16 protein-coding genes are annotated in these 20,656 nt (G+C 42.1%); 6 read left to right on the forward strand and 10 right to left on the reverse strand.

Features of this window, described 5'->3' with window-relative positions:
* The first annotated feature begins 105 nt into the window (after nucleotides 1-105).
* Together ATH1_RS0113335 and ATH1_RS0113340 are read left to right on the forward strand one after the other, a co-directional pair.
* Nucleotides 106-696 carry an RNA polymerase sigma factor gene (locus tag ATH1_RS0113335; protein WP_010422623.1) on the forward strand — a complete coding sequence of 197 codons (591 nt, stop codon included), beginning with the start codon at nucleotides 106-108 and terminating at the stop codon, nucleotides 694-696.
* Between the two features lie 81 nt (nucleotides 697-777).
* Nucleotides 778-1,017, forward strand: coding sequence for an acyl carrier protein (locus tag ATH1_RS0113340; RefSeq protein ID WP_010422624.1), 240 nt, complete (start codon nucleotides 778-780; stop codon nucleotides 1,015-1,017).
* A 215-nt stretch (nucleotides 1,018-1,232) separates the two neighbouring features.
* Here ATH1_RS0113340 and ATH1_RS0113345 read toward each other — a convergent pair whose 3' ends face one another.
* The 3 genes from ATH1_RS0113345 to ATH1_RS0113355 all read right to left on the reverse strand — a co-directional run bounded on the left by ATH1_RS0113345 (nucleotide 1,233) and on the right by ATH1_RS0113355 (nucleotide 5,030).
* The gene (locus tag ATH1_RS0113345; protein WP_010422625.1) at nucleotides 1,233-2,921 is read right to left on the reverse strand and encodes a carboxypeptidase-like regulatory domain-containing protein; all 1,689 of its coding nucleotides are present in this window, start codon (nucleotides 2,919-2,921) and stop codon (nucleotides 1,233-1,235) included.
* Entirely contained in the window at nucleotides 2,921-3,919 is a 999-nt protein-coding gene (locus ATH1_RS0113350; protein ID WP_010422626.1) for a FecR family protein, read from the reverse strand. Before ATH1_RS0113350 ends, ATH1_RS0113345 begins: the two co-directional genes overlap by 1 nt.
* 559 nt (nucleotides 3,920-4,478) lie before the next feature.
* Nucleotides 4,479-5,030 (reverse strand): RNA polymerase sigma-70 factor, encoded by a 552-nt coding sequence (locus ATH1_RS0113355; protein WP_010422627.1) that lies wholly within the window; start codon nucleotides 5,028-5,030, stop codon nucleotides 4,479-4,481.
* 577 nt (nucleotides 5,031-5,607) lie between these two features.
* On the opposite strand from ATH1_RS0113355, the gene menA reads away from it, so the two are divergent.
* Genes menA through uvrA form a run of 4 tightly spaced genes read left to right on the forward strand, consistent with a single transcriptional unit; the run spans nucleotide 5,608 to nucleotide 11,564 of the window.
* Nucleotides 5,608-6,525 (forward strand): 1,4-dihydroxy-2-naphthoate octaprenyltransferase, encoded by a 918-nt coding sequence (menA, locus tag ATH1_RS0113360; RefSeq protein ID WP_010422628.1) that lies wholly within the window; start codon nucleotides 5,608-5,610, stop codon nucleotides 6,523-6,525.
* On the forward strand, nucleotides 6,519-7,541 hold the full coding sequence (locus ATH1_RS0113365) for an o-succinylbenzoate synthase (RefSeq protein ID WP_010422629.1): 1,023 nt from the start codon (nucleotides 6,519-6,521) through the stop codon (nucleotides 7,539-7,541). The genes menA and ATH1_RS0113365 overlap by 7 nt, the downstream gene beginning before the upstream one ends.
* Nucleotides 7,542-8,702 carry an AMP-binding protein gene (locus ATH1_RS0113370; RefSeq protein ID WP_010422630.1) on the forward strand — a complete coding sequence of 387 codons (1,161 nt, stop codon included), beginning with the start codon at nucleotides 7,542-7,544 and terminating at the stop codon, nucleotides 8,700-8,702.
* Between the two features lie 54 nt (nucleotides 8,703-8,756).
* Nucleotides 8,757-11,564, forward strand: coding sequence for an excinuclease ABC subunit UvrA (uvrA, locus tag ATH1_RS0113375; protein WP_010422631.1), 2,808 nt, complete (start codon nucleotides 8,757-8,759; stop codon nucleotides 11,562-11,564).
* A gap of 235 nt (nucleotides 11,565-11,799) precedes the next feature.
* Here uvrA and ATH1_RS0113380 read toward each other — a convergent pair whose 3' ends face one another.
* From ATH1_RS0113380 to serC, 7 genes are all read right to left on the reverse strand, one after another.
* Nucleotides 11,800-12,282, reverse strand: a complete 483-nt coding sequence (locus ATH1_RS0113380; protein WP_010422632.1) for a hypothetical protein — start codon at nucleotides 12,280-12,282, stop codon at nucleotides 11,800-11,802.
* 2 nt (nucleotides 12,283-12,284) lie between these two features.
* Nucleotides 12,285-13,226: a hypothetical protein gene (locus ATH1_RS0113385; RefSeq protein ID WP_029164122.1), complete on the reverse strand. Its 942-nt coding sequence runs from the start codon at nucleotides 13,224-13,226 to the stop codon at nucleotides 12,285-12,287.
* Between the two features lie 313 nt (nucleotides 13,227-13,539).
* The gene (locus tag ATH1_RS0113390) at nucleotides 13,540-14,526 is read right to left on the reverse strand and encodes a dihydroorotate dehydrogenase-like protein (protein WP_010422634.1); all 987 of its coding nucleotides are present in this window, start codon (nucleotides 14,524-14,526) and stop codon (nucleotides 13,540-13,542) included.
* A gap of 1,020 nt (nucleotides 14,527-15,546) precedes the next feature.
* Nucleotides 15,547-16,221 carry a YggS family pyridoxal phosphate-dependent enzyme gene (locus ATH1_RS0113395; RefSeq protein WP_010422635.1) on the reverse strand — a complete coding sequence of 225 codons (675 nt, stop codon included), beginning with the start codon at nucleotides 16,219-16,221 and terminating at the stop codon, nucleotides 15,547-15,549.
* Nucleotides 16,222-16,662: 441 nt separating this feature from the next.
* On the reverse strand, nucleotides 16,663-17,913 hold the full coding sequence (locus tag ATH1_RS0113400; protein WP_010422636.1) for a DUF1015 domain-containing protein: 1,251 nt from the start codon (nucleotides 17,911-17,913) through the stop codon (nucleotides 16,663-16,665).
* Nucleotides 17,914-17,919: 6 nt separating this feature from the next.
* Entirely contained in the window at nucleotides 17,920-18,843 is a 924-nt protein-coding gene (locus ATH1_RS0113405) for a 3-phosphoglycerate dehydrogenase (protein ID WP_010422637.1), read from the reverse strand.
* A gap of 480 nt (nucleotides 18,844-19,323) precedes the next feature.
* Nucleotides 19,324-20,394: a 3-phosphoserine/phosphohydroxythreonine transaminase gene (gene serC / locus ATH1_RS0113410; protein ID WP_010422638.1), complete on the reverse strand. Its 1,071-nt coding sequence runs from the start codon at nucleotides 20,392-20,394 to the stop codon at nucleotides 19,324-19,326.
* Nucleotides 20,395-20,656 lie beyond the last annotated feature (262 nt).

The raw sequence follows: 20,656 nt of genomic DNA on the forward strand, positions 1-20,656 counted from the left end.
TGTGTTTTTTTTTGTTATTTCGGCGATGTATTTTATCCTGATTATTAACCTTCAAACGAAAAGCCTATTGAACAGTTTTTACAAGCTAATTCTAAATTATTGATTATGACAGATTTGAAAATACTGTCTGATGAAGAGCTTGTAAAAAAGTTTATCTCAGGCGATACCCGGTGTATTGATTTATTAATTGACCGGCACCATCAGAGAATTTATTCATTCATTTTTTTAATGGTTCGCCATCGCGACCTGGCGGAGGACATATTTCAGGATGTGTTTGTAAAGGTGATCCATTCACTTAGGTCAGGCAAGTACGCCGAAAACGGCCGTTTTACATCCTGGGTAATGCGCATTGCTCACAACCTGGTCATTGATTATTTTCGTAAACAGAAAAACCAGCAAATGATATCCAATGACCAGTATTCGTATGATCTTTTTAATCACACAAGGTTCTCGGACCACACCATTGAAGACAAAATGGTATACGAACAGTTATTGTCTGAGGTTGCTTCCCTGGTAGAAATGCTCCCCGATTCCCAGAAAGAAGTCATTAAGCTCCGTCACTATTTCGGGCTCTCCTTCAAAGAAATTGCGGAAGAAACCAACGTCAGTATCAATACTGCTCTTGGCAGAATGCGCTATGCATTGATCAATATCCGAAAAATGATGGAAGAGCGAAAGATGTCTTTGACCATCTGAGAAAAAAATCTGAGTTTGCCATACGTGTTTTTTCTCTTTCGGTTGTCATATTATTAAATCAACCAAAAGAGATGTTGTTATATGGATGCAAAAGAGATCAGAAGAAATCTTTACAAGGTTTTCAGGCAGACAGGTATTCCCCGGGATGTGATAGATGAAAGGGCCTCCTTAAAAGATGATTTGTTCATGGACGATGTGGACATGGCATGTTTTCTTTTTTACCTCGAGACGCGTTTTAAGGTTGAGGTAAAGAATGAAGAGTTGCCAAAGTTGAACTCTGTTGGTTCAACAATTAATTATCTTCAACAACATTGTGCATAAACACGTAAGGGTTGCATTTTTTTGAATTTCCAACAATGAGGTTACGTCCGATCGGTGCTTCTTGTTAACTTTTTATCCGATCGGATTTAATACGGTGTTTCGTTTAAAAGGCGTAGATGCATAATTCAATTCCAGACAGTTAATTTGGTTTTAAAACAACACTTACCAATGAACTGGCCGGTAAGCTTGACTTAAGAGGAGTTTTCCGGCTTTGTTCATTTTTCCTGCCTGTTTTCTTCGGGATTATCCTTTCTGAATATTTTTTCAATCGATTCATCCGGGCTTATGATATTGTATCGTGACCAAAAATCGGGATCGTAAGTTTCTATCTGATCGGAAAGGATATAATCTTCCCTGAAGGCTTCAGACCATCTGAGTTCCTTTCTTTCGCCGGGACGTAAGTCGGTAATCAGCATTTCGGAGACGGTATTGAAAACCGTTCTCACTTTTTTTTCACGATCAATAATCTTCATACTTACTTCTCCTTTCACACTATTCAGCACCCATTTGTCTTTCCATGGCCGGTAGTCAATATGATACCGGGCGAAGAAAGGACGTGTGCGGTATCGTCTGCTGTCCCTTCTAATCAGATATTCTCTGCTTTTGCGGATGGTTTTCCGGGTCATCTCAAAATCTGCACTGACGATTGCAAAAGTTTCTTCATCAACTCTTATTTCTCCTTCATACAATAATTCACCGGTGTCGTTAATCGGCTCGAAACCAACTACAAAGACATTACGCCCCTGTTCATAGTCCATCCTTTTGAATGAATATTCATATTTTGAACTACCTTCCTGGTCGGGCAGAAATCCACCTTGTCTTACAATATCCACGCGGCTAAACAGCAAAGGGCCGCCCTGGAGTTTGAAGTTGATCACTTCCATATCACCTTCGGCTTTCCCTTTCCTGCCTTTAACGAATCGAACTCTCTCAAGCGCGTAATTACGGGAATAGGGAGGCTTGTAGATTTCAATCACGGCTTCTGAAACATCCACATATACGCCATCCTGTTGTATGCTCTCCCTGAAAAAAGCTGTCAGAATGAGCGGTTCGGAAGCGTAATTAAAAGGTTTTCGCCTGACAACTTCTTCCATAATACGGTCGGCCTTTACATATCTTACCAGAACTTCCGGCAGTTGGACGGAGGTTTCCTGAAGTGCCACGGTGACCAGTGTATCATTGGGCGGTATGGTGATATATTTTCTTAAATACCCGAGATTGGAAAACACCAGTTTTTCACCAATGTAGCCGGGTGGCAAATATATGCTGAACCGTCCTTCACTGTTGGTGGCTGTTCCGATGGTTTTACCCTCCACTCCGATATTGACCATTGCCATCGGTTCCCGTTCCAGTGAATCAATTACCATTCCTTCGATATGAACAGATTGCTTTGGCAGACGTGCAGGCTCAAATGAAATTATAATCTGTTTTTCCATTTCATGTACCCGGAATTGATCATTTTTCAGATATTTCAATAGAAATTTATCCAGATAAACCGAGTCTGCTACGGCAAAGATAATACTGTCCCCATCAATAACAGAGGCATCATACGAAAAGGAAATGTCAAAGTCGGCCGAGATAGAGTCAAGAAATGCTGAGAAACTGAGACTGTCGTATGAGAAGGAATATTTTTGTGATAAGATGCTGTTCTTTTCCTGGGAAAGACTCTTCGGTATGTTCCATACAGAAAGCATTATCAGGCAGATAAGAGCCTTGAAAATCCGGCCTTTTAAAGGTGTGTTTGTGTGTTTTAATTGGTACAACATAACTCGAATTGCCTGGTCTTGAAACTGTGTGGTGTTGCAACCGGAATAGGAGCGACTTTGCCGTGCAGATACCTTTACTGTTTCATGTCCGGGACAGCTGTCGGGCAAAAGGCTAAGTGCGGATGTTATTTCAGCCATCAGGGGGTTGCTCTGGACAAAAACACGGTGTCTCCCTCTCTTTTTGATTGCAGATTAAAGGTAACACAAACTACTTCAAGAACAAAATCCAGGGAGTTTTGACTAAATCGTGCCGTGAGTTTCTCCCCGGTAAGAGTAGTATCTGAAATTTGAATATTAACGCCGTAAACTCGTTCTAAAGTTTCGGCGACGACCGGCAACGGGGTTTCATCAAAACTCATTTTCCCTGTCAGCCATGCCAGTATATTAGGGTCTGTAGATGACTTTATCACCAATTCTGCGGATTTTTTATCAAAAAAAGCTGTTTGCCCTTTTTTTAATATTTCAGTGGCAGATTTTGCAGAAGCGGATACTTCAACTTCTCCTTCCAGTACCGCAACTTCGGTGACATTCAGATTGGGATAGGCTCTTACATTAAACTGCGTACCGGTCACTTTAATGGTTATGCCCCCGGCATGGACAATAAATGGCCATTCTTTGTCGCTTTTTACCTTAAAGTATCCCTCTCCATCGATTTCAACGATTCTTTGATCGTCATCGAAAGGTTGGTCGCAACTGAATCTTGAGCCCCTGTTTAAAGTGATAACGCTGCCATCGTCAAGTACTATTTCTTCCTGTGTATTGTTTGCAACAATCAGTGATGATTTGTGATGATCCTTACCGGGTATAATAAACCACAACAGTCCAAGCAGCAACACCAGCGATGCAGCTGCTGATAACCACCACCTGATACGGGGGGATGGTTTTCGGGCCATCGATGCGGGTTCATGCACGGTGAAATGTCTTACCTTCTCCCATGCTGCATCGGTGTCGATTGTTTTCATTATCAAAGCATCTTCACCTTTTTCCCAGCTTTGTTTGATTTGCTGCCATTCTTCGCGGTTCTCTTTGCCGGCTTTCAGCCATTCTTCAAATAAGCCGCGGTCTATTTCATCAGCTTCACCGCTGAGTATCCTGGCCGCAAGTTCCCAGTCGATATTGTAATTGTTATCGGTCATCACTTCGTGTTAATTTTCTTGAACTATTATACCATAATAGATCGTTAGATTCTTAGATATAAGATATAAGATGATTCATAAAATATTGATATACTGCATTTTAATAAATTCAATCTTTAATTACAAGCAATTGGTTTGCAACGTATTGTAAACGTTTAACGAACTGTTGATGCTATAGATCGTTAGATTTTAAGCTATCAGATGCAAGCTAAAGGCAACAGTTTGACAGGCAGAAGGTAGAAAATGCAATGTCTTTGGCACACTATGTCATCTTTAGCGAGTTTTACCTGGTCATTGTTAAGATTCTTTGTCGTGCCTCCTTCCCGATTAAAATCGGTACCAGTCGCATGCTCCTGGCAGAATGACATAAGGCGGTCTGTCATTCTGAGCGAAGCGAAGAATCTCTTATTTCTTAAAATCTAAAAATCTAACATCTAATTAATATGTCATTGAAAAATTAGTGTAAATCTGTGATATCTGTGTTGCACCCTCAACCTTGACCTCAACCTTGACCTCAACCTTAACCTCAACCTTAGCCTCAATCTCAAATCCGTCTGTATCAGACCTGTTTGTGTTTGCTCTTTTCAGGGCTAAAGGTCTCGCGCAATGTTTTTAGTGCTTTACCCATCTGAACCTCCACTGTCTTTGATGAAATGGCAAGTGCAGTCGCGATTTCTTTATATTTCAGACCGTCGAAACGGCTCATTTTAAATATTTTTTGCCGTTGAGGGGGCATCTCATTAATGGCTTTATCTATTTTTTCCAGCAGTTCTTCCTTCATCCCGTATTCTTCCTCTTCGACCGTTGGAAGTTGAAACTGCTCTTCAACAGATAAATGGTATCGGGTTCGTTTTATTTCATTGATACATCTGTTACGCACAGCCATCATCAAATAAGCATTCAGAGATTCAATTTTCAGTTCTTTTCTCTTTTCCCATAGTTTAATAAATACCATCTGAACCACATTTTCCGCTTCCATACGGTCCGGAATGAATTTCATGGCAAATACGACCAGCCGGGCATACCACGAACGGAACAATTGTTCAAAAACCTGTTCATCCCCCATGGCTATGAGTCGAAGTATTTCTTTTTCCGTTCGTGGTTTTTTCATCCGTATAAAATAAGTCTAAGTTATTGGTCGGATGGAACTCGCATGCAAAGACTTATACATATTCTGTTGTGACAAACTTTGCCATGCTCGTTTCATCTTACATTTAATAACTTGTTAAAGTTGTTGATATTGTTAATGTGTTAGTTGTTAGAATGTTATAAGTTTATTGCATTAGCTAACAATCCTAACAATCTAACAATTTTATAACAATCTTGCCATGCTTGTTTCATTGTCAGCCCGGTTTTTTATGCCAAATCCTGAACCTCATAGTGCGAAAATATGTTCTGTTATTAGTATGACACGAAGATGAGAATAAACCCTTATTCGCAATTTACAATTTTCGTTCTTTTTGGCTAAAAAGGTTAATTTTGCGGAACCTTAAATAGTACTGAGTATAGTATAAAAAGCATATATGAACACAGTCTAAAAAGTATCTTTGTTGCCAAACTCGTTGTTGTTTTAAATTTTTGTATCCTTATTAACAACAAGTTAACTCCGGTACAAAAATTTAAATCGCCTTGATTTTGACAAAAATATGCTTTTTATACTGCACTCATATATTAAACATCTAATACGCATGGCACTAAATATCAAAGCCTGGATTATTTCCTTTCGACTGCGAACATTACCGCTGGCCCTCTCCGGTATTTTTATGGGTTCCATACTTGCAGCGGAAGCGGGTAGTTTTAAATGGCCGGTATTTATATGGGCATTGCTCACGGCATTGTTTTTACAGATTCTGTCGAACCTGGCCAATGATTACGGCGATGCCCTGTCGGGAGCCGACAATGAAGAAAGACAAGGTCCTCGGAGGATGATACAGGGTGGAGTTATTACCCTGAAACAGATGAAAAGGGCGGTTATTGTTACAGCAACTCTGGCGCTTATTTCGGGCATGGTCCTTATTTTCGTTTCATTAAAGGGCAGACAACTTGCAGCTTTAGCGTTCTTTATATTGGGACTTTTAACCATTACTGCAGCAATACGATATACAGTCGGGCGAAATCCTTATGGATACAGAGGATTTGGCGATTTTTATGTGTTCCTTTTTTTCGGACTGATGGGAGTAGGGGGTACCTTTTTTCTTCATGCCGGCATGTGGGAATGGCCGGTTTTGCTACCGGCATCGGCAGTCGGGTTTTTCAGTACCGGAGTGCTGAATCTGAATAATATCAGGGATATAGAGAGTGACAAAAAAAGCGGGAAGAAGACCTTGCCCGTTATGATGGGCAGAAAACCGGCGGCATTTTACCACCTGTCGCTTCTTGTGATGGGATGGATCGCGTTTATTTTGTGGTTGATAATTTTCCATGATGGGAATGTTGGCGTCTGGTTGCCATTGATAGTTTTGCCGGTTTTTGTTCTGAATGCCATTTCGGCATTTCGTTTTGGGGCACCTTCGTCAAAGCTCGATTCTCAATTGCGAAATCTTTCTCTGGGTACGCTTTTTCTGGTTATTTTTTATGGAACAGGTTCATTGTTTATTATATGCTGAAAGCTGATTACCAACCCTATAAATTGATGTTCAAAACCCCCGGGGGAACTTCAAGGGGGGTGCTTACCGAAAAGCAGAGTTGGTTTATTACCATTTATGATGATGCTGCACCCTCGAAACGGGGAATAGGAGAATGTTCGGTTTTGCCAAAGCTAAGTTACGATGACCGGCCAGGGCTTAAAGAAAAAATTGAATTTGTTTGCAAAAATGCAGATGCCCTCAGGGATGACTTTCATGATGAGTTACGTGACTGGCCCTCATTGCGCTTTGCCGTAGAAACAGCACTGATCGGTTTGTCAACGCCGGGTAGTGATATTCTGTTTCCCTCGGCATTTACCCGTGGTGAGCATGGCATTCCTATAAACGGGTTGATCTGGATGGGAGCGCCCGATTATATGTTACAGCAGATAGAAGAAAAGATATTGGCCGGCTTCACTTGTTTGAAAATGAAGATAGGTGCGATTGGTTTTGATGAGGAATATCGCATTCTGGAGGCTCTAAGGAGGCGTTTTTCCAAAGACCAACTGGAGCTGAGGGTGGATGCCAACGGGGCGTTTTCCCCTGCTCAGGCACCCGGGATACTCGATAAACTGGCACGTTTGGATATTCATTCCGTAGAGCAGCCCATAAGGGCCGGCCATTGGGAAGAGATGGCTGCTTTGTGCGAGTCGTCACCCATCCCCATTGCGCTCGATGAAGAACTTATCGGTATCAATGATATTGAAGAGAAGAAGCAAATGATGAACACCATCAGACCACAATTCATTATACTGAAACCCAGCCTGACTGGTGGGTTAAAGGCCTCCGAAGAATGGATTCAAATAGCCGGTGATAATGGTACCGGATGGTGGATAACCTCGGCTCTCGAAAGTAATATTGGCCTTAATGCCATAGCACAGTGGACTTATACTCTTGATAACAGGATGCCTCAGGGGCTGGGCACCGGACAGGTTTTTTCCAATAATGTACCATCGCGCCTTTATACCGATAAAGGTCATTTATGGATGCATGACTGAATGATGCAACACAAGTACAGAAAATACAGACAGCTTACTATTGCCGGACAAACTTACAATCCGGAGGCACTATTTCATTTATCCGAAGAAAAACTTACCGATGAACATGTCCCTGCCTGGGAAAAAGAAATATATCGGTTTATTTTAGAATGGCTGAGCGATGAAGACACGATTTTAGTGCAAACATCCGGTTCTACCGGGACGCCAAAGAAAATGCCGGTCAGAAAAGATGCCATGCTCCAATCGGCCTTTAACACGATTGATTTTTTTGGTCTGACTCCCGGTATGTCAGCCCTTCTTTGTCTTCCGGTCAATTATATTGCCGGCAGGATGATGATCGTACGGGCTTTTGCAGGTGGACTCGATCTTGTTCCTGTTCCGGTAACCGGCAGGCCTTTGCAACATCTTGCCGGTCCGGTAGATTTTGCGTCAATGATCCCGTTGCAAATGATGAATGAGCTTTCTGTCGAACCATCGCGCCTTCATCTTCTGAGAACCGTGATGCTTGGCGGGAGTGCTGTTAGCAATGAATTGGTCCGGAAACTGGAAAACCAGACTTTCCGCGCGTGGGAAACTTATGGTATGACAGAGACATTATCGCACATAGCATTGAGACCTCTTAACGGGAATGAATCGAGCATGACAAGGTTGTCACAAAAAAACATGGATAAAACTGAATCATGCGAGTTCCATCAGACCAATATCTTAAATAAATTTTATACGGATGAAAAAAATAATTTTTTCACGCCTCTGAAAAATGTTCGCATTTTCACGGATGAGCGCAACTGCCTGGTAGTGGACGCCGCCGGTATAACCAATACGCCGGTTGTTACCAACGATATTGTTGAAATCAATAAAAACGGAACATTCAGAATTAAAGGAAGAATTGATAATATTATTAACACCGGCGGCGTTAAGGTTTCACCCGAGGAAATAGAACAACGTCTGTCGGGTTTAGTTCCGGAGCCTTTTTATATCTCTTCAAGGCCACATCCTTCCCTGGGTAACGAGGTTGTTCTGGTCGTGCCCCGGAAACCGGATAACGTCGATGCCTTGTTGCAACGCCTCAGAAATGTTTTGCCTCCTTATCATGCCCCGAAAGATGTCGTTGTGAAACAGCCTTTCAGAATGACTGAAAGTGGGAAAATTAGAAGGGATTAACAATATTCCCCTCATCTTTTGGTATCTTTGCAGGTCAATTTTGATTACATAATAATGGGAAAAACCAAAGCAGTTGCATCCAAATATATCAGTATAAAAGGGGCGAGAGTTCACAATTTGAAAAATATTGACCTGGACATACCCCGAAATCATTTCATCATTATTACCGGGGTCTCAGGTTCCGGAAAAAGTTCTCTTGCATTTGATACTCTTTACGCCGAGGGACAGCGCCGCTACGTGGAGAGCCTGAGCGCTTATGCCCGTCAGTTTCTGGGAAGGCTTGACAAGCCTGAAGTGGATTACATTAAAGGCATACCTCCGGCAATTGCCATAGAACAAAAAGTGAATACCCGGAATCCGCGTTCTACTGTCGGGACTTCTACCGAGATATATGATTACCTGAAACTGCTTTTTGCCCGTGTTGGTCGTACCTATTCTCCTGTCTCCGGGAAAGAAGTGAAAAAACACAGCACTGAGGATGTCATTGATTTCATCAACAGCTATGAAGATGGGACGAAAATGGCCATTCTTGTCCGTGTTTCGCCCCCCGGAAACCGCAGTTGTGCTGAGCACCTGTCCGTTCTGTTGCAGCAGGGATTCAGCCGCTTGGAATCGGGGGGAAATTTCATGCGTATAGAAGAGCTTCTAAAGGATAATGAAAAACAGGAACGATGTAAAGAGATCAACCTGGTAATCGACCGCATCAGTGTCAACAAGGAAGACGAGGATACCAACTCGAGGCTGGCAGATTCTATTCAGACCGCTTTTTACGAAGGCGAAGGTGAATGTCTGGTGAAGGTTTTTACAGGCAGTGAACCCGAAACATTTTTCTTTTCAAACCGGTTCGAAGAGGATGGGATAACTTTTGAGGAACCGACCGAACATACTTTCTCTTTCAATAATCCCATAGGTGCTTGTCCGACTTGCGAAGGGTTTGGAAATGTTATCGGAATCGATGAGGATCTTGTTATACCGAACAAAAGTCTCTCCATTTACGACGATGCCATTGCCTGCTGGCGGGGAGAAAAAATGGGACAATGGAAAAATCTTTTGATACGAAATGCGCATAGGTTCGATTTTCCAGTCCATAAGCCCTACTATGAACTATCACAGGAGCAGCGACGATTGCTATGGACTGGTAATCAGTATTTTCATGGGCTGAATGAATTTTTTAAGCACCTCGAATCCAAACAGTACAAGATACAATACCGGGTAATGCTTTCCCGCTACCGGGGAAAGACCGTTTGTCCCGATTGCCGGGGAACACGCCTGAAAAAAGAAGCTATGTATGTTAAGGTGGGCGGAAAAAGCATTCACGAACTGGTGTTGATGCCGGTATCGGAACTTACCGGTTTTTTCAGGAACCTGAGTCTGGAGGATCATGAGCAAAAAGTGGCCAAACGGTTGCTGACAGAAATTAATTCGCGGCTTCACTTTCTTAATAACGTCGGATTGGGCTATCTTACTCTAAACCGGTTGTCTTCGACGCTTTCGGGAGGTGAAAGTCAGCGCATCAATCTGGCAACATCTCTCGGCAGTAGCCTGGTTGGTTCATTATACATCCTGGATGAGCCCAGCATAGGGTTGCATCCGCGTGATACGCATTTGCTGATTGATGTCCTCAGGCATCTGAAATCACTTGGTAATACGGTGGTCGTCGTTGAGCATGACGAGGAGATTATCCGTGCAGGTGACGAGATCATCGATATCGGGCCCGGTGCAGGTCAGCATGGTGGTGAGGTGGTTTTTCAGGGTAATTTCAGGGAGCTGGAACATACACCCGAAAGTCTGACTACCCAATATCTTAAAGGGGTCAGGAAAATAGAACTCCCTTCGTCACGAAGGCCGTGGAACAATGCCCTTGAAATTGTCGGGGCCCGGGAAAACAACCTGAAAAACATTAATGTAAAGTTCCCGCTTAACGTTTTGCATGTCATTACCGGTGTAAGTGGTTCGGGGAAATCGTCGTTAATCGGCAGGATATTGTACCCCGCACTGAAAAAGATTAAAGGAGGATATGCCGATAAAACAGGTGATTTCGACCTTCTTAAGGGAGATACCGATGCCATAGCCGATGCTGAGTTTGTGGATCAGAATCCCATTGGTAAATCGTCACGTTCTAATCCCGCTACCTACCTGAAGGCTTACGATGAGATACGTAAACTCATGGCCGATCAACAGGCGGCAAAGATAAACGGTTTTAAACCGGCTCATTTTTCGTTTAACGTTGATGGCGGCCGCTGCGAAGAGTGCCAGGGAGAGGGAACCATAAAAATTGAAATGCAGTTCATGGCCGACATCGTTCTTACCTGTGAAAGTTGCCAGGGAAAGCGTTTTAAGCCCGAAATATTGGATGTTACCTACCGGGGAAAGAACATATACGATATTCTTGAAATGACGGTTAACCAAAGCATAGAATTTTTTGGTCAGGCAAAGGGAAATACGGAGAAGAGGATAGTCAACAAGCTAAAGCCTTTAGCCGATGTAGGTCTTGGATATGTGCGCCTTGGGCAATCCTCAAGCACATTAAGCGGAGGCGAAAGTCAGCGTGTTAAGCTGGCATCGTTTCTGGCCCTGGAGAAAGCCGATCCGACGCTCTTTATTTTTGATGAGCCCACAACCGGCCTTCACTTTCATGACATTCAGAAATTGTTAAAAGCATTTCAGGCACTCATCGAAAAGGGGCACTCAATTATTGTTGTAGAGCACAACATGGAAATTATTAAATCGGCTGACTGGATCACCGATTTGGGGCCCGAAGGAGGCAATAAAGGCGGACATGTGGTGTTTGCCGGGAAACCGGAAGACCTTGTAAAATCAGGGAAGGGACATACCGGGAAATTTCTTGCCCCGTACTTGTAATGGATTTATACATGTTCTGTAGTGGAAAACGTTGCCATGCTCGTTTCATCAGTATAAAATAAGTCTAAGTCATTGGCCTGATGGAACTCGCATGATTGATTCTATACATCAACTTTTGTGATAAACCTTGTCATGCTCGTTTCATCCGTATAAAATTTATTTATTAAGGCCGGATGGAACTCGCATGAATGAGTTTTATATATATTCTTATGTGACAAACTTTGCCATGCTCGTTTCATTCGGGTTTTATTCCGACTAAAACAGCGATACATCCGCTTTTTAAAGAATCTTCATCTTCATCTTCCGTTATTGATACCTCAACCGAAAGGGTGCGTGTAATTTCGGCAATGAAATCCCATTTTGGGGCAAAATCGTGGTTCGCATTATCAAAAATAATCTGATCAGCATCCATAATTCTGAAGCGGAGAGGGGGTAACTCAGGAACGCCCTTTACCACTATACGGTATTTTTGTCCCTGGAAGACTGTTTTTTGCAATATAATGGTTTCGCCTTCTCCCAGTAAGGCGGCGTTGTAATTCCCGTCGTGTATATATGGTGCCAGTTCCGGTTTTACTATGGCTCTGGCAAAACCGATGCATTGGGAGGAAGCAGTATTCGCAGAAAAAAAATAGAGAAAACCGGCAAATAACACCCATAATCCCGGATAAAAACCGGATGCTCGTTTTTTGTATGGTTTATTTGGGCTATTACCGGACATTGTCAGGAAACAAAATCAGATCTCAATTTTTCAATTTTTTTGCATAGCAGCACGTAATCATCAGGTGCAATTTCTATTTCACTCTTTGCACGAATTGTTGTCGTTCTGCTGGCGGTATCAGTTTCTGTTTCTACAGCAGATGTATTGATAATTGTAACCTTATCGAAAATCGCCTCCAGCTCTTCAAATTTATTAATCAATCTGGCTACATCAGAATTTTCGCTGTATGTTTTCAACATGTTCAACAATGTTACCAGGGATAATTTTTGGTACAATATCCTGTCGACCAATTCTTTGTTATTTGAAAGTGATCCTTTGGTAAGAGATGAGGCCAGATATAATCCTTCAATCCATCCACCGGCAAGAACCATTACTGAAATAGCAGCCCTGTTGTTTTCCGAGAGATAAGCATTGGCGTTCATGTATGTTTCGGAAATAATGTCCATGACTACCTCCCTGTTGTTCATATTTTCTTCCAGTTTCTTGATGGTATTTTCATCCACAGCTTGCATAACACCAAGTTCTTCAGCCAGTTTACGTGCAGCGCCCATGTACTCGACGGTGATTTGCGACTGGTCAAAAAGACTGGCATAACTAAGGTCGGCACTGTAAATTCCAAGATTCAGAGCCATTTTATAGTTGGTGTTGTATTTCGGGAGATTATCCGTTGAATTCAGAATATTTGCATCGAAGGTAGCACCTGCCTTTTTGATCAACATGGCAGTTTCTATCGGCGAAGGCAAAGAATAAAATATCAGTTTGGATTTATTGAAATCTTCAACCAATTGCTCATTCACAGGAACAGATTGGATGATCTTTTCTTCTGAATCTTCAGAGTCTTTTTTTTCACCGTCGGAACGGCAGGAGAAAAAGAGTGCTGCCGAAAGGAACAGAAAAATCAGACCGCAATTCAGGGACAAGATACGATGGTAATGATACTTCATAGGTGCACTTATTGTATTAGAATTCATGGATTTAATCAATGAACCCGGTATAAAAAGCATCTTTGTTGCCAAACTTATTGTTGTTTTAAATTTTTGAAACGTCATAAACAACGATTTAACCCGGGTACAAAAATTTAAAATGCCTTGATTTTGACAAAAATATGCTTTTTATACCGTACTCATCAATAAAATTATTTGCACAAGTTAAAACAATTTCACTGATTTTCAAACAACAAAGTTTGAATGACCTGTGTCTTATGAATCGGAAAATGCTCCAGGATAACTGCCCGTACCCATGTCCGGAAGTCAGAACTTATTCAAAGTTAGAAAAATACTTCATAAATTGTGCCCGTTCATACATGACGGGGTTTTTAATGCTGCGATATCCCATTTTTCCTCTGAAATCGGCAAGGGTGGAAAAATTCTTCTCCGTCATCCACTTTTCAATAAAATCAATCATCCGCGTTATCACTGAAGGTCCGTTTTTATAGACGGCCGAACAGACCTGACCTACCTGCGCACCTGCCAGTATTTGTTTGACAATTGCAGCACCGTCATGTATTCCTGTAGAAGCAGCAATGTCGATATTTTTTACCTTAGAGCTGGTGATGGCCACCCAACGCAGGGATTGTCTGATGTCGGCAGGTGTGCTAAAGACTTCAGCCGATTTGAGTTGTAGCGTATAAATATCAATATCGGGTTCGTAAAAACGATTAAAAAGCACTACTCCTTTGACACCGGAAACCGAAAACCTGTCAACCATTTTTACCAGATTGGAGAAATAGGGACCAATTTTCATTGAAACAGGAATGGTTATTACTTTGTTGACCATTTCTGCTATATCGAAGTACAATTGCTCATAATCTTCTGCAGCGCTGTTTTTGTCGATATTTACTCTGAAGACATTTAGTTCAATGGCATCTGCTCCGGCATCTTGTATCTCCTGGGCAAAGTTGACCCATTCGTCGGCTGAAAAGCAATTAATGCTGGCTATTACCGGAATACCAGCGGCGGCTTTTGCCTCCCTGATCAATTGGAGATATGAAGCAACTGAATGATCACGGGTATATCCTCTGATATAATCAACAGCTTCTGGATAATCAAAACCATGGCCGGTTTTTATCTCATGGTTGATCTCGTGGTTGATCTGTTCCTCAAAAAGTGATTTTAAAACGACTGCCCCTGCCCCTGCTTCTTCAAGCTTTTTTATCTTGTCAACACTATTGGTAAGTCCCGAACTACTTACAACAACCGGGTTTTTAAGCTTAAGCCCCAGATAGGTGGTCTCCAAATTTGCCATGTCCTTGCTTATTTAATTTAACGGATGAAACGAGTCCCGATTACTCGTGACAAGTTTCATTAAACCTTAAAAACAAATTTAATAATGAATCAGGATTTTCGTAACAAATATAATTAAAAGCCCGAAAGTTTCAAGGGGAGGGGTGGAGGGCGTGTTTCGTGTTTTGAGCTTCGTGTTTTGAGTTTCGTGGTTTCGGGTTTTGTGTTATGTACTGAGGCGTTAGTCTCAATCTCATTTGTCATTGAAGAGATTCTTCGTCGTGCCTCCTCAGAATGACACACAGCATCAGTGTCATTCTGAGCGAAGCGAAGAATCTACTCTCTTATATCTAAGAATCCTATTTTCTTTTTGACCTTTTTAAATCTGTGCTCATCTGTGATATCTGTGGTGCACTCTCTCAACCTCAACCTTAGTCTCAATCTCATTTGTCACTGAAGAGATTCTTCGTCGTACCTCCTCAGAATGACACACAGCATCAGTGTCATTCTGAGCGAAGCGAAGAATCTACTCTCTTATATCTAAGAATCCTATTTTCTTTTTGACCTTTTTAAATCTGTGCTCATCTGTGTTATCTGTGGTGCACTCTCTCAACCTACCTCAACCTTAGTCTCAATCTCATTTGTCACTGAAGAGATTCTTCGTCGTACCTCCTCAGAATGACACACAGCATCAGTGTCATTCTGAGCGAAGCGAAGAATCTACTCTCTTATATCTAAGAATCCTATTTTCTTTTTGACCTTTTTAAATCTGTGCTCATCTGTGATATCTGTGGTGCACTCTCTCAACCTCAACCTTAGTCTCAATCTCATTTGTCACTGAAGAGATTCTTCGTCGTACCTCCTCAGAATGACACACAGCATCAGTGTCATTCTGAGCGAAGCGAAGAATCTACTCTCTTATATCTAAAAATCTAATCATTCTTCTTTGTACTATTTTTAAATCTGTGTAAATCTGCGATATCTGTGGTGCACTCTCTCAACCTCAACCTCAACCTCAGCCTCAACCTCAGCCTCTCCCCGCCTAATGATACTGTCGTTCACCAAAAACTGCACTTCCAATACGCACCATGTTACTTCCTTCTTCAACCGCTATCTGATAATCGCCTGACATTCCCATACTGAGGATGGAGAATGCATCATCTGAGCGGAAGTAATTATTTTTTGTTTTATCGAATAGTGTTTTAAGGAATCTGAATTCGGAACGTACCTTTTCCCTGTCATCTGTGAAGGTGGCCATTCCCATAAGTCCTTTGATTTGGATGTTACTCAGGTTTTTGTAATCAGCACTTTCTAATATTTCAAAAAGTTCATTTTCGTCGAGTCCGAATTTTGTTTCTTCGTCGGCAATGTGAATCTGGAAAAGACAAGGAATGATACGGTTATTCTTTGCAGCTTCTTTGTTGATGGTCTTTAGCAAACGAAAGCTGTCAACACCGTGAATCAGCGAAACAAAGGGGGCAATATATTTCACTTTGTTTCGCTGTAGATGACCAATCATGTGCCACCGGATGTCTTTTGGTAGTTGCTCATATTTATCTGCCAGTTCCTGTACTTTGTTTTCGCCAAAGATGCGGTGTCCGGTTTCGTAAGCCTCCATAATCATTTCTGCCGGTTTGGTTTTAGAAACCGCTACCAATGTGACACCGGAAGGCAATTGTTCTTTTAATTTGTTCAGATTTTGGGCAATTGATGCCATGGTTCTCTTTTCTTATTTATTGTTGAGCCCGGTCTAAAAAGCATTTTTATTGCCAAACGCCTTGATTTTGAAAAAAATGCTTTATACTGCACTAATTTTTTAATTGGTCACTGGTACGGACTCTTCGTCCTCTCTCTTCAGGATGACAGGTAGCTTAGTGTCATTCTGAGCGAAGCGAAGAATCTTTTCTTGCATGTTAATTGATTCGTTTGATAGCAGGATGGATTCTTCGTCGTTACCTCCTCAGAATGACAATAGAAAGTCTGTCATTCTGGGCAAAGCGAAGAATCTCATCATTTAACATCTCATTCGTATATAATTAGTCTAAGTTATTGGTCGAATGGAACTCGCATGAATGAGTTTTATACATGTTCTTTTGTGACAAACGTTGTCATGCTCGTTTCACACCGAAAATTTCTGAACAGACCGGACTAATAATGATCATATTTCATGAATCACCAATCCCGAGCGTAGTTTAGGTTCAAACCAGGTGGTTTTCGGGGGCATAATGTTGCCGGTATCTGCAATATCGATCAATTGCTGCATGGATACCGGATAGAGGGCGAAAGCTACCTTCATTTCACCATTGTCAACCCGGCGTTTCAGCTCTTTGAGGCCGCGAATACCTCCGACAAAATCGATGCGGTCAGAAGTTCGCAGGTCTTTGATTCCCAGAATTTTATCGAGTACATGGTTCGAAAGAATGGTGACATCCAGAACGCCGATTGGGTCCTTGTCATTGTATGTTCCCTCTTTTGCCGTCAGTTTGTACCAGTTGCCGTCGAGATACATGCTGAACTCATGTAACCTGGATGGCTTGTAGGTTGCGTTACCCATATTGACGACATCAAATGTCTCTGTCAGTTTTTCAAGAAAGTCTTTTTCGGACAAACCGTTCAGGTCTTTTACCACCCTGTTGTAGTCAATAATTTGCAGCTGATTGTCGGGGAAATGCACTGCCATAAAGAAATTGTATTCTTCCTTCCCGGTATGATTGGGATTTTTGGCTTTTCTTTCGAGTCCCACACGAGCTGCGGCTGCAGTTCGGTGATGACCGTCGGCCACGTATGTGCATGGGACTTTCCGGGAGAACAGCTCTTCAATCTTTTTGTTGGTCTCTTTATCCCGGATTACCCAGAAATGATGGCCGAATCCGTCGTCTTTTGCCGTAAAATCATATTCGGGTTCCTGGTTCTCTACGATGTTTTTAACGATCTGATCAATTTCCGGAACGGCTTTATAGCTGAAAAACACAGGTTCCAGGTTGGCATTATTGGTTCGGATATGAACCATCCGGTCCTCTTCTTTATCCGGTCGCGTTAATTCATGTTTTTTTATGATTCCGTTTTCATAATCGGAACAGGCGGCACAGCCTACAATTCCGTATTGGGTGCGCCCGTTCATGGTTTGTGCATAAATGTAAAAACGGGGTTCTTCATCGGGAACCAGCCAGCCTTTTTCTTTGAATTTCCTGAAATTCTCTGCCGATTTTTGATACACTATTTCAGAATGCGCATCCACATCGGGTGGACAGTCAATTTCGGCACGGGTAATATGTAAAAGAGAAAATTCCTTCCCTTTTGCCATATCGGCGGCTTCGCGGCTGTTCATGACATCGTAGGGAAGGCAGGAAAGGTCTGCTGCAATTTTTTTGGGTGGCCGGAGCCCTTTGAATGGTTTAACTATCGCCATAAGAATTTATTTGTTGACTCTGAAGGTTTCGTCTCCGTTTTTAAAGAATTTAACAATCTGGTTGGCAGCTGCAACACCTGCATTGATGTTGGCTTCTGCTGTTTGTGCTCCCATTTTTTTAGGAGTAAAGAAGTAACGTCCGTCGAATTTTTCCTCGAATACGGATTTGTTATCGGGAGCAATATCGGAAATATAGGCAAAGTCGGTCCTTTTTTCCATAAATTGTACCAGGCTCTCTTCGTCAATAACTTCTTTGCGTGCGGTATTCACCAAAACGGCGTTTTTGGGCATCTTTTCGAGCAATGCGGCATTGATCGATTTTTTTGTTTTCTCGTTGGCCGGGAGGTGTAAAGAGACATACCGGCAAGTGCTGTATAATTCTTCAACCGTTTTTAAAGGCGTCACACCGTCGGCCTTGATCTTATCGTCGGGGACAAAAGGATCAAAAGCATATACCTCCATCCCAAAACCTTTGGCTATTTGGGCTACATAACCGCCTACATTTCCATAGGCATGGATTCCCAGCTTTTTACCACGCAACTCGGTACCGGCAGTACCGTTGAAGTGGTTTCGTGCCTGATAGACCATCATGCCAAAAACCAGTTCGGCAACAGCATTGGAGTTTTGTCCGGGCGTGTTCATGGCCACGATTCCTTTGGTAGAACAGGCCTCAAGGTCAAGATTGTCATATCCGGCGCCTGCGCGAACTACAATCTTCAGTTCTTTTGCGGCATCAACCACGTCGGCAGTCACCTTGTCCGACCTTACGATGAGCGCATGTGTATCGGCAACGGCGGCTTTCAGTTCATCGGAAGTTGAATATTTTTCGAGCAGAGAAAGCTGATAACCTTCCTTTTCGACAATCTCTTTGATTTGCGCAATGGCTTCCGGCGCAAACGGTTTTTCGGTAGCTATAAGTATTTTTTTCATCAGTATAAAATTAGTCTAAGTTATTGGTCTGATGGAACTCGCATGTAAGAGTTTTATACATGTTCTTTTGTGACAATCTTTGTCATGCTCGTTTCATTAGGATAAAATTTAATTATTAAGGTCGGTTGGAACTCGCATGCAAGAACTTATACATATTCTTATTGTGTCAATTTTTGCCAAGCTCGTATCATCTTACATTTAATAAGTTGTTACGGCTGTTAGAATTGTTAAAGTTGTTAAAGTTGTTAATGTGTTAATTGTTAGAATGTTATAAGTTTTATTAGATTAGCTAACAATCCTAACAATCCTAACAATTCTAACAATCCTAGCAATTTAATGATGAGCCTGGTCTAAAAAGCATCTTTATTGCCTTACTGGTTGTTGTTTTCAATTTTTGCATCCTCATTAACAGCAAGTTAACTCCGGTACAAGAATTTAAAACGCCCTGATTTTGACAAAAATATGCTTTTTATACAGCACTCAATGTTTCTTTTCAAATTCCTGCATGGTTTCAACAAGGGCTTTTACACTTTCAAGGGGCAGTGCATTGTAGGTAGATGCCCTGAAACCGCCCACGCTTCGGTGACCTTTAATCCCTACCATACCCCGGCCGGTAGCAAAATCAAGGAATTCTTTTTCCAGTTCGGCATAATCATCATTCATTACGAAGCAGATGTTCATTAAAGAACGGTCTTCTTCATTGGTCACCGTGGCCTTGAAAAGTTTATTGCGGTCTATTTCATTGTACAGCAATGCTGCTTTTTCCCGGTTCCGTTTTTGCATGGCAGCTACACCGCCTTGCTGCTTCAGCCATTTGAGGGTCTGAAGGGCAGCAAATACAGGCAATACCGGTGGTGTGTTAAACATTGATCCCTTTTCAACATGAGTGCGATAATCGAGCATGGTTGGTATTTCCCGTCCTGCCTTACCCAGGATATCTGTTTTCACCACGACAAAAGCTACACCGGCGGGACCCAGGTTTTTCTGGGCACCACCATAGATCAGTGCGTACCTGGAAACATCCAGAGGGCGTGAGAAAATATCAGATGACATATCGGCCACCAATGGAACTTTCAAATCCAAATCTTCTTTGATTTCCGTTCCGTAAATGGTGTTGTTGGTGGTAATATGAAGATAGTCGGCATCATCCGGTACCTGATAACCTTTGGGGATATAATTGAAATTTGCATCTTTGGACGACGCCACCTCCACAACTTCTCCAAATAATTTGGCCTCTTTCAGGGCTTTTGAAGCCCATGATCCGGTGTTCAGATAAGCGGCTTTCTTCTTCAATAAATTATATGGAACCATGCAAAACTGAGTGCTGGCACCACCGCCCAGGAAAAGTACTTCGTAGCCTTGGGGAATGTCGAGAATCTCCTTGAAAAGAGCCTGAGCTTCTTCCATAACGGCTACAAATTCTTTTGACCGGTGCGAAACTTCCATAACAGACAGGCCGGTACCTGCAAAATCGAGAACAGCTTCTGCTGTATTCTTAATGGTATACTCAGGCAAAATTGATGGCCCTGCATAAAAGTTGTGTTTCTTCATCACCAGATAATTTTAAATAATGAAAATAAATTGGTTAATTCTATGTTCAAGCTCCAATCAACAAGTTCAGTTGTTGATCTTCAGCAAAAATAGTCAGATTAGTGTCTGTCCATAAAGTACCATTTGCCGCCTTACGAGTGGTGACCATTTTTTCATGCTCGTTTCGTCCGTATAAAATTTACCTAAGTCATTGTAATGATGCAACTTATCATACTTTAATTGATGGTAGATTCTTCGCTCCGCTCAGAATGACAGACTGTCC

This window comes from Anaerophaga thermohalophila DSM 12881 (genome assembly GCF_000191885.1).
Lineage (GTDB): Bacteria > Bacteroidota > Bacteroidia > Bacteroidales > Marinilabiliaceae > Anaerophaga > Anaerophaga thermohalophila.

Excerpts from the sequence above, each read along its gene's own strand:
- ATH1_RS0113335 (WP_010422623.1), top strand. The coding sequence starts at position 106 with ATGACAGATTTGAAAATACTGTCTGATGAAGAGCTTGTAAAAAAGTTT.
- ATH1_RS0113340 (WP_010422624.1), top strand. The coding sequence starts at position 778 with ATGGATGCAAAAGAGATCAGAAGAAATCTTTACAAGGTTTTCAGGCAG.
- ATH1_RS0113345 (WP_010422625.1), bottom strand. The coding sequence starts at position 2,921 with ATGGCTGAAATAACATCCGCACTTAGCCTTTTGCCCGACAGCTGTCCC.
- ATH1_RS0113350 (WP_010422626.1), bottom strand. The coding sequence starts at position 3,919 with ATGACCGATAACAATTACAATATCGACTGGGAACTTGCGGCCAGGATA.
- ATH1_RS0113355 (WP_010422627.1), bottom strand. The coding sequence starts at position 5,030 with ATGAAAAAACCACGAACGGAAAAAGAAATACTTCGACTCATAGCCATG.
- menA (WP_010422628.1), top strand. The coding sequence starts at position 5,608 with ATGGCACTAAATATCAAAGCCTGGATTATTTCCTTTCGACTGCGAACA.
- ATH1_RS0113365 (WP_010422629.1), top strand. The coding sequence starts at position 6,519 with ATGCTGAAAGCTGATTACCAACCCTATAAATTGATGTTCAAAACCCCC.
- ATH1_RS0113370 (WP_010422630.1), top strand. The coding sequence starts at position 7,542 with ATGATGCAACACAAGTACAGAAAATACAGACAGCTTACTATTGCCGGA.
- uvrA (WP_010422631.1), top strand. The coding sequence starts at position 8,757 with ATGGGAAAAACCAAAGCAGTTGCATCCAAATATATCAGTATAAAAGGG.
- ATH1_RS0113380 (WP_010422632.1), bottom strand. The coding sequence starts at position 12,282 with ATGTCCGGTAATAGCCCAAATAAACCATACAAAAAACGAGCATCCGGT.
- ATH1_RS0113385 (WP_029164122.1), bottom strand. The coding sequence starts at position 13,226 with ATGAAGTATCATTACCATCGTATCTTGTCCCTGAATTGCGGTCTGATT.
- ATH1_RS0113390 (WP_010422634.1), bottom strand. The coding sequence starts at position 14,526 with ATGGCAAATTTGGAGACCACCTATCTGGGGCTTAAGCTTAAAAACCCG.
- ATH1_RS0113395 (WP_010422635.1), bottom strand. The coding sequence starts at position 16,221 with ATGGCATCAATTGCCCAAAATCTGAACAAATTAAAAGAACAATTGCCT.
- ATH1_RS0113400 (WP_010422636.1), bottom strand. The coding sequence starts at position 17,913 with ATGGCGATAGTTAAACCATTCAAAGGGCTCCGGCCACCCAAAAAAATT.
- ATH1_RS0113405 (WP_010422637.1), bottom strand. The coding sequence starts at position 18,843 with ATGAAAAAAATACTTATAGCTACCGAAAAACCGTTTGCGCCGGAAGCC.
- serC (WP_010422638.1), bottom strand. The coding sequence starts at position 20,394 with ATGAAGAAACACAACTTTTATGCAGGGCCATCAATTTTGCCTGAGTAT.